Consider the following 13106-nt stretch of genomic DNA (forward strand, 5'->3'; position numbering starts at 1 on the left):
CAATGGAAGTCCCACCCACATCTGAGATCAGCCTGACGTAGAGGTAAGCCAATCGCGCTAATTGTCCGTTAAACCCGGACAATTCGTCACAAACTGCTGAAAGTCGAAAGAAGCGAACCTAGACTTTGACCGGTTTGGCAACGCGGCCGCTCTCGCCGAACAACGCAAGATAGCGTTGGATCTCCTCGGGCGCGCCGGTCGCCTTTTCGGGATTGTCCGACAGCTTGACGGCCGGCCGGCCATTGGCGTGGCTGACCTTGCAAACGATCGAGATGGCGTTGAGACTGTCGATCTCGACCGGCGCGCAACCCTCGAAATCGTTGGTCAGGTTCGTGCCCCAGCCGAACGCCATGCGCACCCTGCCGTGGAAATGATGGTAGGCTTTCTCGATCGTGTCGACGTCGAGACCGTCGGAAAAGATCAGCAGCTTCTCGCGCGGGTCGCGGCCGCGCTCTTTCCACCACGAGATGATCCTTTCGCCGCCTTCGATCGCCGGCGCGCTGTCGGGCCGGAAACCGGTCCAGTCCGCCACCCAGTCCGGCGCGCCGCGCAGGAACGATTCGGTTCCGAACGTGTCGGGCAGCACGATCAGCAGATTGCCGCCATAATACTGGTTCCAGTCGCGCAGCACCTGATAGGGCGCCTCCAAAAGGGCCTCGTCGTCGGGCGCCAGCGCGGCCAGCACCATCGGCAGCTCGTGCGCATTGGTGCCGAGCGCCTCCAGATCGGTATCCATGGCCAGCTTGACGTTGCTGGTGCCGGTCAGCGCGTCGCCCAGCCCCTCCTTCAGGGCCTCCACACACCAGCGCTGCCACAGGAAGGAATGCCGGCGCCTGGTTCCGAAATCGGATATGCGCAGGTCCGGCAGCTTGCGCAGCCGCTCGACCTTGGACCATACCTTGGCCTTCGCCCGCGCATAAAGAACGTCGAGCGAAAACGGCCCCATCGACCGCATCGTGGCGCGCGAGCGCAATTCGTTGATGATCGCCAGGGCCGGGATTTCCCACATGCTGGTTTCCGTCCACCGGCCGTGGAAGCGCAGCTCGAAGCGACCGTCCCGGCGCGCCAGCTCATATTCGGGCAGTTGGAACTCGCTCAGCCACGCCAGGAAGTCTGGCCGGAAGATCTGCTTGCTGCCGTAGAAAGTATTGCCGGCAAGCCAGATCATCTCCTTCTTGGAAAACCGCAGGCTGCGCGCGTGGTCGAGCTGGTCGCGCAGCTCGGCGATATCGATCTCGTCGGCGAGCCTGACCGTCCTGGTGCGGTTGATCAGCGAAAAAGTCGCGTCGACCTGCGGATAGAGCCCCCAGATCATCTGCAGCATCAACAGCTTGTAGAAGTCCGTGTCGAGCAGGCTGCGAATGACGGGATCGAGCTTCCACGTATGATCGTAGACGCGCTTGGCAATGTCGGTCTTGGTCATCGTGCCCTTCCCGTTTCGCCCCGGCCGCCGCCGGCAACAGCGTGGTGGTCTAGGATGAAATGCCGCACGCGGCAAGAAACCCGGCCGCCCGGACCGGGACCGGTCCGCGGCATTCAGGCAAGGTGTTCGCGCACCTTCTCGCGGATCTGGGACAGCGTGAACGGTTTCTGCACGACATCGACGATCACCTTGTCGAGCCCCTCTGCCCGCTCGCGCTGGTCCGCATAGCCGGTCACCAGCATGATCTTGAGACCGGGATACTCGCGCACCGCGGCTTCCGCCATGGCGATCCCGTCCATGCCCGGCATGCGGATGTCGGACACGACCAGATCAAAGCCGCCGGCCGCTTCGCGGATCAGCGCCAGTCCCGCCTCGCCATCCTCCGCCGTCTCCACGGTGTGGCCGTCACGCGCCAGGGCCCGCGCCGCCAGGTCGCGGACCGGTTCGTCGTCTTCGACTATCAGGATTTTGGCCATTCCGCCGACAATGCCCGGTCTTGATTCGGTTTTCCGGAAACCCGCATCAACCGGCCGCATCCCCTTTCACCACGCCCACGAAGGGAAGTTCACGGAAGGCGTGCGCGACGTCCATGCCATATCCGACGACGAAATAGTCCGGACATTCGAACCCGACATAATCGGCGTTCAGCTCGGTCTGCCGCCGGGTGTGCTTGTCCAGGAGAACCGCGATCGAAACGCTGCGCGCGCCGCGCGACACCATCAAGTCGCGCGTGAACTGCAGCGTCTTGCCCGATTCCAGGATATCGTCGATCAACAGGATGTCGCGGCCGCTAACATCGTTGTCGATGTCGCGCAGCACCTTGACCTCGCCGCTGACGGTACCCGCACCATAGCTGGAGATGAAGATGAACTCGACCTCGGGCGAACTCCCCGCGTCGTGCATCGCCCGGATGAGGTCGGCGGCAAAGATGAAGGAGCCCTTGAGGATCGAGACGACCAGCAGGTCGTGATAATCGCGCGACGCGATCTCCTTGGCCAGTTCAAGGTTGCGCCGCGCGATCGCCGATGCGCTGAACAGAACCTCGATTTCCTTACCGCGTACAACCGGCATCAGCCGCCATCTCCCCTGATCATGCTCACCGATACGCCGGCTACGCCGCCCTCGGGCGCGTTGACGCGACTGGAAAAGGGAAACTGCGTCCCGGGTCCGATCCGGGCCTGTCCCGGATCGAGTATGTAGCGGGTGACGGCGCCGCCGTCACCCCTGACCTCGATGGCGAGACGCGGAACCTGAGTTACGGCGGCGCCATTATTGGCGACCGCGCCGTCGACATGCACGATCCCGCGCACCCCGCTGGTCTCGACATGCGAGCGCAGCGCGACGATGCGCATGGCCTCGGCAGTGCCTGCCGGCGCGGCGGGAAGCAGGGCGCCGCGCAGCGCGTGCCCGCCTGATATCCAGAACGCCGCGAGCGCGACCACCGATCCGAGCGCCCAGAAAACCGGTCCGGCGCGCCGGCCACCCGGTTTTGGCGAACGCGGCCCGTCCTTCTTGAGCATGTCCATCCCAGAAATCGCCGCCGGGCCTGATTCGGCCCTGGGTCCGGGGCGAAGGTCGCCGGTGGCGATGGACGGACGGTCCAGCGTGATATAGTCCGCATCGACGATCTCGCTCGCGAAATCGGTCCGTGCCGCCTTGGAGCGCCCGCCCGCCATGATTTCGCCCGAGACCGGGCGGACGTTCGCTGCATCGACCATGGAAGGGCGCCGTCCTTTTGCAAAACCCTGACACGGGGTAAAGGGAATTGGTTAATGAATTGCTGCCCAATGGCACAGACGCGGCGCGCGAAGGCCGGAACTTTACCGTTCGTTAACCATGGAAAACCAAGGTCCGCCGCAATCGACGGATATCGAAGCAGCCGGGACCGGTCAGGACAGTGATCCATTTCGAAAATGTTGGCTTGCGCTACGGAATGGGGCCGGAAATCCTGCGCGACATTTCCTTTCATATCCCCAAGCGCTCGTTCCAGTTTCTCTCCGGGCCGTCGGGCGCCGGCAAGACAACGCTGTTGCGCCTGCTTTTCCTGTCGCTGGCGCCGACCCGCGGCCTGATAAAAGTGTTCGGCAAGGATCGTGCGCTGATTCGGCGCGACGAGCTGCCGCATATCCGCAGGAAGATCGGCGTCGTCTTCCAGGATTTCCGCCTTCTGGAACACATGACCACCTACGAGAACGTGGCCCTGCCGCTGCGCGTGCGCGGCCGCGAGGAGGCAAGCTATCGCAGCGACGTGACCGAATTGCTCAAATGGGTCGGCCTCGGCGAGCGCCTGAATGCACACCCGCCCATCCTGTCGGGCGGCGAAAAGCAGCGCGCCGCGATCGCCCGTGCGCTGATCGAGCAGCCCGACATCCTGCTTGCCGACGAGCCGACCGGCAATGTCGACCCGCCGCTCGCCCGGCGGCTGTTGCGCCTGTTCATCGAACTCAACCGGTCCGGTACCGCCGTCCTCATCGCCACGCACGACCTGTCCTTGATGGATCAGGTCGACGCGCGCCGCCTCGTGCTCGCCGACGGCAGGCTGGCGGTCCATGATTGATACCACGCTCAAGTCCCTGGTCCGCGCCCGCGACGGCAGGCGCCGCCGCATGGCGCCGATCGTGCCGGCCCAGACCGTGGCCGGGCACGCCCTGATCGCCGTGATCGCGATCATGACCTTCCTGGCCTGCCTCACCGTTGGCGCGGTTACGCTGGTGCGCGACACGGCAAGCGTCTGGCAAAGCCAGATCGCCCGCGAGGCGACGATCCAGATCCGCCCCCGCGACGATCTCGACATGGAGGCCGCGCTCGAAGCCGCCAGGACGATCGCCGGGACCTTCGCCGGCGTTCGCGAGGCGACCGTCGTCGACAGCGCCGCCACCGCGCGCCTGCTCGAACCCTGGCTCGGCACCGGGCTCGACCTCGAGGAACTGCCGGTGCCGCGGCTGGTCATCGTGACGATCGACGAGGCCGCGCCGCCCGATTTCGCCGCCATGCGCGAGGCGATCCGCAAGCAGGTGCCCAACGCCAGTCTCGACGATCACCGCAACTGGGTGGATCGTCTCGTCTCCATGGCCCGAACGACCGTTACGATCGGCTTCACTGTCCTGATCCTGATGCTGTCGGCGACGGTTTTGACCGTGATTTTCGCCACCCGTGGCGCGATGGCCGGCAACGGGCACGTGATCGAGGTTCTGCACTATGTCGGCGCCGAGGCGCGGTTCATCGCCTCCCAGTTTCGCCGGCATTTCCTGTTGACCGGCATCAAGGGGGCGGCGGCCGGGGGACTTTCCGCGATCATCGTCTTCATCCTGTTCGGCTGGTGGTCGGGGCGCAACATGGCCACGCCCGAAGCCGATCAGGCGACCGCCCTGTTCGGCAATTTCGCCATCGGCATGACCGGCTATCTCGGGGTCGGGGTTGTGGTCGTGCTGGTCGCCGCGTTGACGGCGGCGACCTCGCACGCGACCGTGGTCGCGCATCTCAACGGGGTGGACGTTGGCACCGGCGACCATTTGTGAGCGCGCGGCCCGCCACGGGGCGGGTCACGGCGCCCATCGCAGCGACACGAAAAGTGTCGCAGCACGGGCGGCGCATCTACCGCGCGCCGCAATTCGGCGCTAAGCAACCACCATGGCAGAAGCGCCTCGCGAAACCGAACCGCATTCCGCGCGCGACAGACAAGCGGGCAAATATGGCCGCGCCGGGCGGGCTGGCTTGGCCGGAGCCCTGCTTGTCGCACTGGTCTTCCTCGGCGGTTTCGCCTGGTTCGCCAATCAGGTGAGCTTGATGACGACGCCTGCCGACCCGCCGGACGCCGACGCGATCGTGGTTCTGACCGGCGGACATTTCCGGCTCAACGCGGCGGTCGACCTGCTCAAGGCCGGCAAAGGCGAACGCCTGCTGATTTCCGGCGTCAATCCGGTCGCGCGCGCCGGCGACCTGCGTCGCGCCACCGGTGCCGAGGAAGCTCTGTTTTCGTGCTGCGTCGATATCGACCGGCTGGCGCTCGACACCGTCGGCAATGCCGCCGAGAGCGCGAAATGGATTCGCGCCCACGCCTACAAGACGGTCATCGTCGTCACCAACAACTACCACATGCCGCGCAGCCTGCTGGAAATGCGCCGGCTGCTCGCTGAAACGGCGCTGCTTCCCTATCCGGTGATCGCCGGCAACGCCAGGGATGGCGTGCTGTTGATCAAGCCGGATGCCTTGCGGGTGCTTTTCACCGAATATGTCAAATATCTCGGCGCTCTGGCGCGCGGCGCGTGGCCTTATGGCGACGGCGGCAACGGCACGATGTCACCAAGCGACCTCGCCAGACGCTGAGCGAAGCGGCCGCGCCCTCGAACCTGCAATCCGCGGTTTTCCTGCGCGGTGGCCGATGATACCTAGGGACAAGGACCCATTGACCGGGATCGCCACGGGACGCCAGAAACGCTTCATGACAGTGATTCGATCGCTGACGTTCAACGTCGCCTTTTACGCCAATCTGATCGTCCAGATGATCGTCTGGACCCCGTTCTATTTCCTCGCGCCCCGCCATCTGGCCTGGTTCGTGCCGAAATTCTGGTCGCGCTCCAGCCTGTGGCTCTACAACGCCATTGCCGGCACGCGCAGCGAAATCACCGGGGTGGAGAACCTGCCCGAAGGCTCCTTCATCCTGGCGCCGAAACATCAGTCATTCTGGGATACGATCGCCTTTTTTCCCTATCTGCGCGATCCGCTCTACATTTTGAAGCGCGAACTGACCTGGATCCCGTTCTTCGGCTGGTACGTATTGAAGATGCGCATGATCCCGGTCGATCGCGGCAGCCGTTCCAAGGCGCTCAGATCGGTGGTCCGGCTGACCAAGGCCGAACTGGCGCGCAATCCGCGCCAGTTGATCATCTATCCGGAAGGCACCCGCCGCGCGCCCGGCGACGAGCCGGCCTATAAATGGGGCATTGTCGAGCTCTACACCGAACTGGGACTGCCGGTCGTCCCGGTTGCCCATGTCGCCGGCCTCTACTGGCCGCGCCGCAAGTTCCTGCGCTATCCCGGCACGATCAAGGCGCGCTTCCTCGAGCCGATCCCTGCCGGGCTGAGCAAGGAGGAGTTCATGCAGCGCCTGGTGTCGACGACGGAGCACGCCGTCGACGACTTGCTGGTCGAGGCTGCCGGTTCGCCCGACGCGCCACCCTTGCCCGAGACCGCGCGCCGGCGGCTGGAGAGGTTGGGTGTCGACCTGCCCGCCTCCGTGCCGGCCTGACGGCGCCGCCCGACGAAAGCAGGAGCGGCCGATGCCGAAATCCTCCCGGCTAACCACGATCGGTTTCGACGCCGACGACACGTTGTGGCAGAACGAGCAGTTCTTTCGCCTGACCGAACGCCGTTTCGCCGAACTGCTCGCCGACCACGCCGACCCGGACCACCTCGGCGCGCGGCTGCTTGCGGCCGAGAAGCGCAATCTCGGCAGCTACGGCTTCGGCATCAAGGGTTTTACGTTGTCGATGATCGAGACCGCGATCGAGGTCACGAACGGGCATGTGCCGGCGCGTGTCATCGAGCAGATCCTCGCCGCCGGACGCGAGATGCTGGACCATCCCGTCGAAACCCTGCCGCATGCGGCCGACACGCTCGAGCGGCTGGCGGCAACGCACCGCATTGTGCTGATCACCAAGGGCGACCTTTTCGACCAGGAGCGCAAGCTCGCCCAGTCCGGGCTCGGCGAGTTCTTCGACGCGGTCGAAATCGTCAGCGACAAGAGACAGGAAACCTATCAGCGGATATTTTCGGAAACCGGCGACGGGCCCGAACATGCCATGATGGTCGGCAATTCGCTCAAGTCCGACATCGTGCCGGCGATCGCGGCGGGAAGCTGGGGCGTGCATGTGCCGCACGAGCTGACCTGGGTGCTGGAACATGTCGAGCCCCCGGCCGAGGATCCGCGCTTCCGGGTCATCGACACGCTGCGCGACCTGCCGGGCATCGTCGACGATATTGGCTGACATGCGCGGCGTTCGGGCTCAGCCCGCCGCCGGTGCCGAGCCGATCCGCCGCGCGACCTCTTCCAGCCAGTGATCGCGAATGCCGAGCGCCTCCAGGTGTTCGACCGTGTTGAGCACGTAATCCTCGTTCGGACCCGACTGGCCGACGGCGCCGCACACCGCCGCGGCCGCGTGCGCGGCGTCGAGCCGCCCGGCATATTGATCGTGCGCGCGGTCGACGACGTAACACAGCGCCTCGCCGCGCGCGCCGGAGGCAAAAGTGACCGGCAGCACGCGCTCCAGATAGACATGGGTGACGAGTTCGCGAGCGCGCAGATAGTCGAGCACCTCCTGGCGCAGGTCGCCCGGCACCCGAAAGGCGAGCCCGATACACGATCCGCCGCGGTCGAGCCCCAGCACCAGCCCCGGCCGCGCCGGCGTGCCGCGATGCACGAAAGACCGCACGCACAGCGCCCGACGGTAGCCGTGCAGGCGCGCGCGCTGGGTTTCCACATGGGCAAATCCGGGCCGCCACATCAGCGAACCGTAGCCAAACACCCAAAAATCGCCCATATCGCCTTGCCAGTCTGGAGAAATTGGCCGGAAGCACCGGCGGCATGATGGGTAGCGAGGCTGAAGGCGTGACGTCAAGTAAACGCAAAGGCGGGAGCAGTCGCCGGTTCGTCTGGCTCGCAACAGCGATCGTCGCCGCGATCGCGCTTTATACGGGCGGCTGGTTCTACGCCGCCGACGCACTGGAACAGGCGACCGACACCTGGCTCGCGCGCATGAACGAGCGCGGTGCGTCCGCGAGCTGCGAACCGCGCCAGGCACGCGGATATCCGTTCCGCATCGGGCTCTTTTGCAGCAAGGCCGCCGTCGCGGACGCCGAGGGCCGTTTCGCCGTCAGGGCCGACGGGCTGCGCTCGGCGGCGCAGGTCTACAACCCCGCGCACATCGTCGGCGAACTGGACGCCATCCGCCTCGACCTGTTCGCCGCGGCGAACCCCGTTGGCGCGAGCGCCAGCGATATCCGTTTCAGCGCAAGGTCCGCCGACCCGCTGCCGGAGCGCGCCTCGGTGACAGCCCAACAGGTCAAGCTGGACGCAACCCCGGAGGGCCGCGTGGCGTCGGTCCTGTTCGAGGCCGCACGCGCCGAGGCCCATACGCGCCGCAATGGCGCCGATCTCGATCTTGCCCTCAGCGCCGAGGCGATCTCCGCCCTTCCGCCGCAACTCGGACGCGAGATCCGTGCCGAGCGGTTCCAGGCCGACCTCACCGTCGCCGACGGCGTGCGGCTCGCCGTCGAGCGGCCGCAGAGCCTGCGCGGCATCAGCCTCGTCATTCGCGATCTCGCCATTACCCTGGCAGATCAGGCCGGTTTCGCGCTTTCCGGCCCATTTTCTGTCGATATGGACGGATTTATCGACGCAAAATTGCAGATTTCGGCGCAAAATCCGCAAAAACTGGCCACGCTTTTGGCAGAAATCATGCCGGAAAACGGCGATCAGATCCGCTCGGTGGCGGCCGGGCTCGCCGCGCTCGGCGACAATCCCAGCCTGCCGCTCACCGTGACGAAGGGGCAGGCGCGGATCGCCTTCATCACGCTCGGCCGGATCCCGCCGCTCAACTAGAACCCGACTTTTCCGGCTCCCTGTCATCGCGGGACGGATGGGCGACGGCGTGGCGGCCGAAATCGGGCACGTCGATGTCCTGGCCGGCCTCGATGATCGAGCGCCGCACCGCCCGGGTATGGGTGAACAGGTCGAACAGCTTGTCGCCGTCGCCCCAGCGGATCGCCCGCTGCAATGCCGACAGATCTTCCGAAAACCGCGCCAGCATCTCCAAAATGGCCTCGCGATTGTGCAGGCACACGTCGCGCCACATGGTCGGGTCGGACGCGGCCAGGCGGGTGAAGTCGCGAAAACCGGACGCCGAATATTTGATCACCTCGGACTTGGTCACCGCTTCCAGATCGTCGGCGGTGCCGACGATGTTGTAGGCGATGATATGCGGCAGGTGCGAGACGATGGCGAGCACCATGTCGTGATGGGCGGGGTCCATCACGTCCACCTTCGAGCCGCACGCCTCCCAGAAGCCTGACAGCCGCGCGAGCGCGTCCGGATCGGTGTCCGGCAGCGGCGTCAGGATGCACCAGCGCCCGTCGAACAGGTCGGCGAAACCGGCATCCGGCCCCGAGCGTTCCGTACCGGCGATCGGATGGCCGGGGATGAAATGGACCGAGGGCGGCAATTCAGGCGCCATCTGGCTGACGACCGACCCCTTGGTCGAGCCGACATCGGTGACGATCGCCCCGGCCTTGAGCGCGGGCGCGATCGCGCGCGCCACCGCGCCGGACGCGCCGACCGGCACCGACACGATGACGAGATCGGCATTTTCGACCGCCTTGGCCGGGTCGCCTTCATAGACATCGCCCAGACCCAGCTCCGCGGCCCGTTCGAGCGTCGCGGCCGAGCGTGTCGAGACCACAACCCTGCCCGCCAGCCCCTCGCGGCGTATCACATGGGCAAGCGACGAACCAATCAGGCCGATGCCCACCAGGGCAACGCGATCGAACATCGGATCGGACATGGTTCAGTCTTTCAGAAAATCCGAGAGCGCGGCGACCACACCCCGGTTGGCTTCTTCCGTGCCGATCGTCATCCTGAGCGCATTCGGGAATCCGTAGCCGGCGACACGGCGCAAAATATAGCCCCGCGCCGTCAGATACTCGTCGGCCAGCGCCGCCGAGCGGCGCTCGTCGGGAAAATGGATCAGGATGAAATTGCCGATGCTCGGCGTGACCCTGAGACCAAGCTTGGTCAGTTTCTCCGTCAGCCACGGCAGCCATTGGTCGTTATGCGCGACCGATTTCTCGACATGGTCGCGGTCGCGGATCGCAGCCACCCCGGCCTCGATCGCCGCCGCGTTGACGTTGAACGGACCGCGAATGCGGTTGAGCGCGGCAATCACATGCGCCGGCGCGTAGATCCAGCCGATACGCGCGCCGCCGAGGCCGTACACCTTGGAGAAGGTCCGGGTCATGACCACATTATCGAACGAGGATACGAGCTCGATGCCGGTCTCGTAGTCGTTGCGGCGCACATATTCGGCATAGGCCGCGTCGAGCACCAGAAGCACGTTTTTCGGCAGCCCCGCATGCAGCCGCCGCACCTCCTCGAACGGCACATAGGTGCCGGTCGGGTTGTTGGGATTGGCCAGAAAGACGATCCTGGTCCTGTCGGTCACCGCAGCCAGGATGGCATCGACATCGGCTGTCTCGTCGGTTTCCTTTACCACCACCGGCACCGCGCCCGCCGCCTGGATGTAGATCCGGTAGACCAGGAAGCCGTGCTCGGTGAACACACCTTCGTCGCCCGGCTGCAGATAGGCCTGCGCCAACAGCCCGAGCGCCTCGTCGGAGCCGTTGGTGCACAGAATGTTGTCCGGGTTGAGCCCCTGCACTTCCGCTATCGCCTCGCGCAACCTGCTCGCCGCGCCATCAGGGTAGAACTCGAGCGAGGCGGCCACCGACCGCACGGCCTCGACCGCCTTGGGCGACGCGCCGAGCGGGTTTTCGTTCGACGACAGCTTATGGACTTTGGCCACGCCCGCCGGCGCCGCGCTCTTGCCGGGCACATAGGCGGCGATATCCATGATGCCGGGTTTCGGCTCTGGGCGGACGGGCAGGCTCATGGCGGGGTTCCTTCGCGGATGATCGCCTTCCGACTAGCAAAGCTTTGCCGTTGACGCAAAGGCTTGCGCAAGATTATAATCGGCCTCCCGTGGTGATTTGGCCGGTCGGCTTGCAGCCACGTAAAACAAGTCGCTAAAGGGCCGTTTGCATCAGGTAACCGGCTTTGCGAGCGCGCAATGCCGGTTTTTTTGTGCTTCGAGCAAGGCCGGCCGCATGAGGTGATGTGGATGGCCGCACGGCGGGCCCGAAAGCTGAAGGCAACCAACGAGGCGACCGACCCGTCGAGCCGGGTCGCGCGCTTTGGACCGGACAGGCCGCTTTCGCTCGATTCGGGCAAGGTGCTGTCGCCGTTCCAGATCGCTTACGAGACCTATGGCGCGCTGAACGAGGCCCGCAGCAACGCCATCCTGATCTGCCATGCGCTGACCGGCGACCAATATGTCGCCAGCCGCAATCCCATCACCGGCAAGCCGGGCTGGTGGGAAAGCCTGGTCGGCCCGGGCAAGGTGATCGACACCGGCCGTTTTTTCGTCATCTGCTCCAACGTCATCGGCGGCTGTCTGGGCTCCACCGGCCCCGCCTCGCTCAACCCCGAGACCGGCCGCGCCTACGGCCTCGACCTGCCGATCGTCACCATAGGCGACATGGTGCGCGCGCAGACGATGCTGGTCGACGAACTCGGCATCGGCCGACTGTTTTCCGTCATCGGCGGTTCGATGGGCGGCATGCAGGTGCTGGAATGGGCGGCGAGCTATCCCGAGAGGGTGTTCACCGCTTTGCCGATCGCGGCAGGGGCGCGACATTCCGCCCAGAACATCGCCTTTCACGAAGTCGGCCGCCAGGCGGTGATGGCCGACCCCGAATGGTGCGGCGGGCGCTATATCGACGAGGGACGCCGGCCGGAAAAAGGCCTCGCGGTCGCGCGCATGGCCGCCCACATCACCTATCTGTCGGAAACCGCGCTGCACCGCAAATTCGGCCGCAATCTGCAGGATCGCGAGACCCTGACCTTCGGGTTCGACGCGGATTTCCAGATCGAAAGCTATTTGCGCCACCAGGGCATGACCTTCGTCGACCGCTTCGACGCCAATTCCTATCTCTACATGACGCGGGCGATGGACTATTTCGACCTCGCCGCCGATCGTGGCGGGCGGCTGGCCGACGCCTTCCGCAACACCGAGACCCGTTTCTGCCTCGTCTCCTTCACTTCGGACTGGCTGTTTCCGACCGAGGAAAGCCGCACCGTGGTGCGTGCGCTCAACGCCGCCGGCGCCTCGGTTTCCTTCGTCGAGATCGAGACCGACCGCGGCCACGACGCATTTCTGCTCGAGGAGCCGGAATTCTTCGCCGCCGTCGGCGGATTTCTGGACTCCGCCGCCCGCGCCCGCGGCCTGGAGGATGCGCCGTGAGTATGAACCACGACGCCCGGGTCGACCTCGCCATGGTGGCCGGCCTGATCGACCCGCGCGCCCGCGTGCTCGACGTTGGATGCGGAGACGGGGCGCTTCTGGACCTTTTGATCACCGACAAGCAGATCGACGGCCGCGGCATCGAGATATCGCAGCGCGGCGTCAACGAATGCGTCGCGCGTGGCCTGTCGGTGATCCAGGGCGATGCCGACACCGACCTCAGCCATTATCCCGACCAGGGCTTCGACTACGTGATCCTCTCGCAGACGCTGCAGGCCACACGCAATCCCAAGGAAGTGCTCGAACAATTGCTGCGGATCGGTCGGCGTGCGATCGTCTCGTTCCCGAATTTCGGCCATTGGCGCGTGCGCCTGTCGCTGCTTTTGCGCGGGCGCATGCCGGTCACACGCGACCTGGCCTATAGCTGGTACGACACGCCCAACATCCATTTCTGCACGATCCGCGACTTCGTCGCTCTGTGCGAAGAGATCGGCGCGACCGTGGAGAGCGCAACCGCGCTCGACGGCAACGGCCAGAAGATCGGCGTCTCGCTGCCATGGTGGTTCTGGAACTTCTTCGGCCAGCAGGCGGTGTTCCTGCTGAGGAAATGA

Annotated in this window: 15 protein-coding genes and 1 riboswitch; of the genes, 8 read left to right on the forward strand and 7 right to left on the reverse strand. The window is 65.4% G+C overall.

Annotated features, from left to right (window positions below):
* Positions 1-118: 118 nt before the first annotated feature.
* From pncB to ACT2B0_RS17045, 4 genes are all read right to left on the reverse strand, one after another.
* Complete coding sequence (pncB, locus tag ACT2B0_RS17030) at positions 119-1423, reverse strand: nicotinate phosphoribosyltransferase (RefSeq protein WP_473459463.1); 1305 nt, start codon at positions 1421-1423, stop codon at positions 119-121.
* Between the two features lie 113 nt (positions 1424-1536).
* Complete coding sequence (locus tag ACT2B0_RS17035; RefSeq protein WP_348506265.1) at positions 1537-1899, reverse strand: response regulator; 363 nt, start codon at positions 1897-1899, stop codon at positions 1537-1539.
* Between the two features lie 46 nt (positions 1900-1945).
* Entirely contained in the window at positions 1946-2494 is a 549-nt protein-coding gene (hpt, locus tag ACT2B0_RS17040; protein WP_348506266.1) for a hypoxanthine phosphoribosyltransferase, read from the reverse strand.
* Positions 2494-3141, reverse strand: a complete 648-nt coding sequence (locus ACT2B0_RS17045) for a hypothetical protein (protein WP_473459465.1) — start codon at positions 3139-3141, stop codon at positions 2494-2496. The genes hpt and ACT2B0_RS17045 overlap by 1 nt, the downstream gene beginning before the upstream one ends.
* 179 nt (positions 3142-3320) lie before the next feature.
* On the opposite strand from ACT2B0_RS17045, the gene ftsE reads away from it, so the two are divergent.
* The 5 genes from ftsE (at position 3321) to ACT2B0_RS17070 (ending at position 7410) form a co-directional block, all read left to right on the forward strand.
* Complete coding sequence (ftsE, locus tag ACT2B0_RS17050; RefSeq protein ID WP_473459467.1) at positions 3321-3980, forward strand: cell division ATP-binding protein FtsE; 660 nt, start codon at positions 3321-3323, stop codon at positions 3978-3980.
* Positions 3973-4941: a cell division protein FtsX gene (locus ACT2B0_RS17055; RefSeq protein ID WP_473459468.1), complete on the forward strand. Its 969-nt coding sequence runs from the start codon at positions 3973-3975 to the stop codon at positions 4939-4941. Before ftsE ends, ACT2B0_RS17055 begins: the two co-directional genes overlap by 8 nt.
* Before the next feature lie 112 nt (positions 4942-5053).
* Complete coding sequence (locus ACT2B0_RS17060; RefSeq protein WP_473459470.1) at positions 5054-5749, forward strand: YdcF family protein; 696 nt, start codon at positions 5054-5056, stop codon at positions 5747-5749.
* Between the two features lie 115 nt (positions 5750-5864).
* A complete protein-coding gene (locus ACT2B0_RS17065) occupies positions 5865-6671 on the forward strand; it encodes a lysophospholipid acyltransferase family protein (RefSeq protein ID WP_473459472.1) in 807 nt (268 codons plus the stop codon).
* Positions 6672-6702: 31 nt separating this feature from the next.
* Positions 6703-7410: an HAD family hydrolase gene (locus ACT2B0_RS17070; protein WP_473459474.1), complete on the forward strand. Its 708-nt coding sequence runs from the start codon at positions 6703-6705 to the stop codon at positions 7408-7410.
* 18 nt (positions 7411-7428) lie between these two features.
* Here ACT2B0_RS17070 and ACT2B0_RS17075 read toward each other — a convergent pair whose 3' ends face one another.
* Complete coding sequence (locus ACT2B0_RS17075; RefSeq protein ID WP_473459476.1) at positions 7429-7962, reverse strand: gamma-glutamylcyclotransferase; 534 nt, start codon at positions 7960-7962, stop codon at positions 7429-7431.
* A 23-nt stretch (positions 7963-7985) separates the two neighbouring features.
* Between ACT2B0_RS17075 and ACT2B0_RS17080 the strand changes: the two genes are divergently transcribed.
* Positions 7986-9023, forward strand: coding sequence for a DUF2125 domain-containing protein (locus tag ACT2B0_RS17080; protein WP_473459478.1), 1038 nt, complete (start codon positions 7986-7988; stop codon positions 9021-9023).
* On the opposite strand, the gene ACT2B0_RS17085 is transcribed toward ACT2B0_RS17080, so the two are convergent.
* The gene (locus tag ACT2B0_RS17085; RefSeq protein ID WP_473459480.1) at positions 9016-9981 is read right to left on the reverse strand and encodes a prephenate/arogenate dehydrogenase family protein; all 966 of its coding nucleotides are present in this window, start codon (positions 9979-9981) and stop codon (positions 9016-9018) included. The genes ACT2B0_RS17080 and ACT2B0_RS17085 overlap by 8 nt on opposite strands.
* A 3-nt stretch (positions 9982-9984) precedes the next feature.
* Positions 9985-11085, reverse strand: a complete 1101-nt coding sequence (gene hisC / locus ACT2B0_RS17090) for a histidinol-phosphate transaminase (protein WP_473459482.1) — start codon at positions 11083-11085, stop codon at positions 9985-9987.
* A 79-nt stretch (positions 11086-11164) separates the two neighbouring features.
* A riboswitch (SAM riboswitch) is annotated at positions 11165-11242 on the forward strand.
* Positions 11243-11313: 71 nt separating this feature from the next.
* Here hisC and metX point away from each other — a divergent pair.
* A complete protein-coding gene (gene metX / locus ACT2B0_RS17095; protein ID WP_473466057.1) occupies positions 11314-12495 on the forward strand; it encodes a homoserine O-acetyltransferase MetX in 1182 nt (393 codons plus the stop codon).
* 2 nt (positions 12496-12497) lie between these two features.
* Positions 12498-13106 (forward strand): methionine biosynthesis protein MetW, encoded by a 609-nt coding sequence (metW, locus tag ACT2B0_RS17100; protein ID WP_473466060.1) that lies wholly within the window; start codon positions 12498-12500, stop codon positions 13104-13106.

This window comes from Nitratireductor sp. J20-h4 (genome assembly GCF_056780505.1).

Coding starts and splice junctions, on each gene's coding strand:
- ACT2B0_RS17045 (WP_473459465.1), bottom strand. CDS start 3,141: ATGGTCGATGCAGCGAACGTCCGCCCGGTCTCGGGCGAAATCATGGCG.
- hisC (WP_473459482.1), bottom strand. CDS start 11,085: ATGAGCCTGCCCGTCCGCCCAGAGCCGAAACCCGGCATCATGGATATC.
- ACT2B0_RS17075 (WP_473459476.1), bottom strand. CDS start 7,962: ATGGGCGATTTTTGGGTGTTTGGCTACGGTTCGCTGATGTGGCGGCCC.
- ACT2B0_RS17060 (WP_473459470.1), top strand. CDS start 5,054: ATGGCAGAAGCGCCTCGCGAAACCGAACCGCATTCCGCGCGCGACAGA.
- ACT2B0_RS17055 (WP_473459468.1), top strand. CDS start 3,973: ATGATTGATACCACGCTCAAGTCCCTGGTCCGCGCCCGCGACGGCAGG.
- ACT2B0_RS17085 (WP_473459480.1), bottom strand. CDS start 9,981: ATGTCCGATCCGATGTTCGATCGCGTTGCCCTGGTGGGCATCGGCCTG.
- ACT2B0_RS17070 (WP_473459474.1), top strand. CDS start 6,703: ATGCCGAAATCCTCCCGGCTAACCACGATCGGTTTCGACGCCGACGAC.
- ACT2B0_RS17065 (WP_473459472.1), top strand. CDS start 5,865: ATGACAGTGATTCGATCGCTGACGTTCAACGTCGCCTTTTACGCCAAT.
- pncB (WP_473459463.1), bottom strand. CDS start 1,423: ATGACCAAGACCGACATTGCCAAGCGCGTCTACGATCATACGTGGAAG.
- ACT2B0_RS17035 (WP_348506265.1), bottom strand. CDS start 1,899: ATGGCCAAAATCCTGATAGTCGAAGACGACGAACCGGTCCGCGACCTG.
- metW (WP_473466060.1), top strand. CDS start 12,498: ATGAACCACGACGCCCGGGTCGACCTCGCCATGGTGGCCGGCCTGATC.
- metX (WP_473466057.1), top strand. CDS start 11,314: ATGGCCGCACGGCGGGCCCGAAAGCTGAAGGCAACCAACGAGGCGACC.
- hpt (WP_348506266.1), bottom strand. CDS start 2,494: ATGCCGGTTGTACGCGGTAAGGAAATCGAGGTTCTGTTCAGCGCATCG.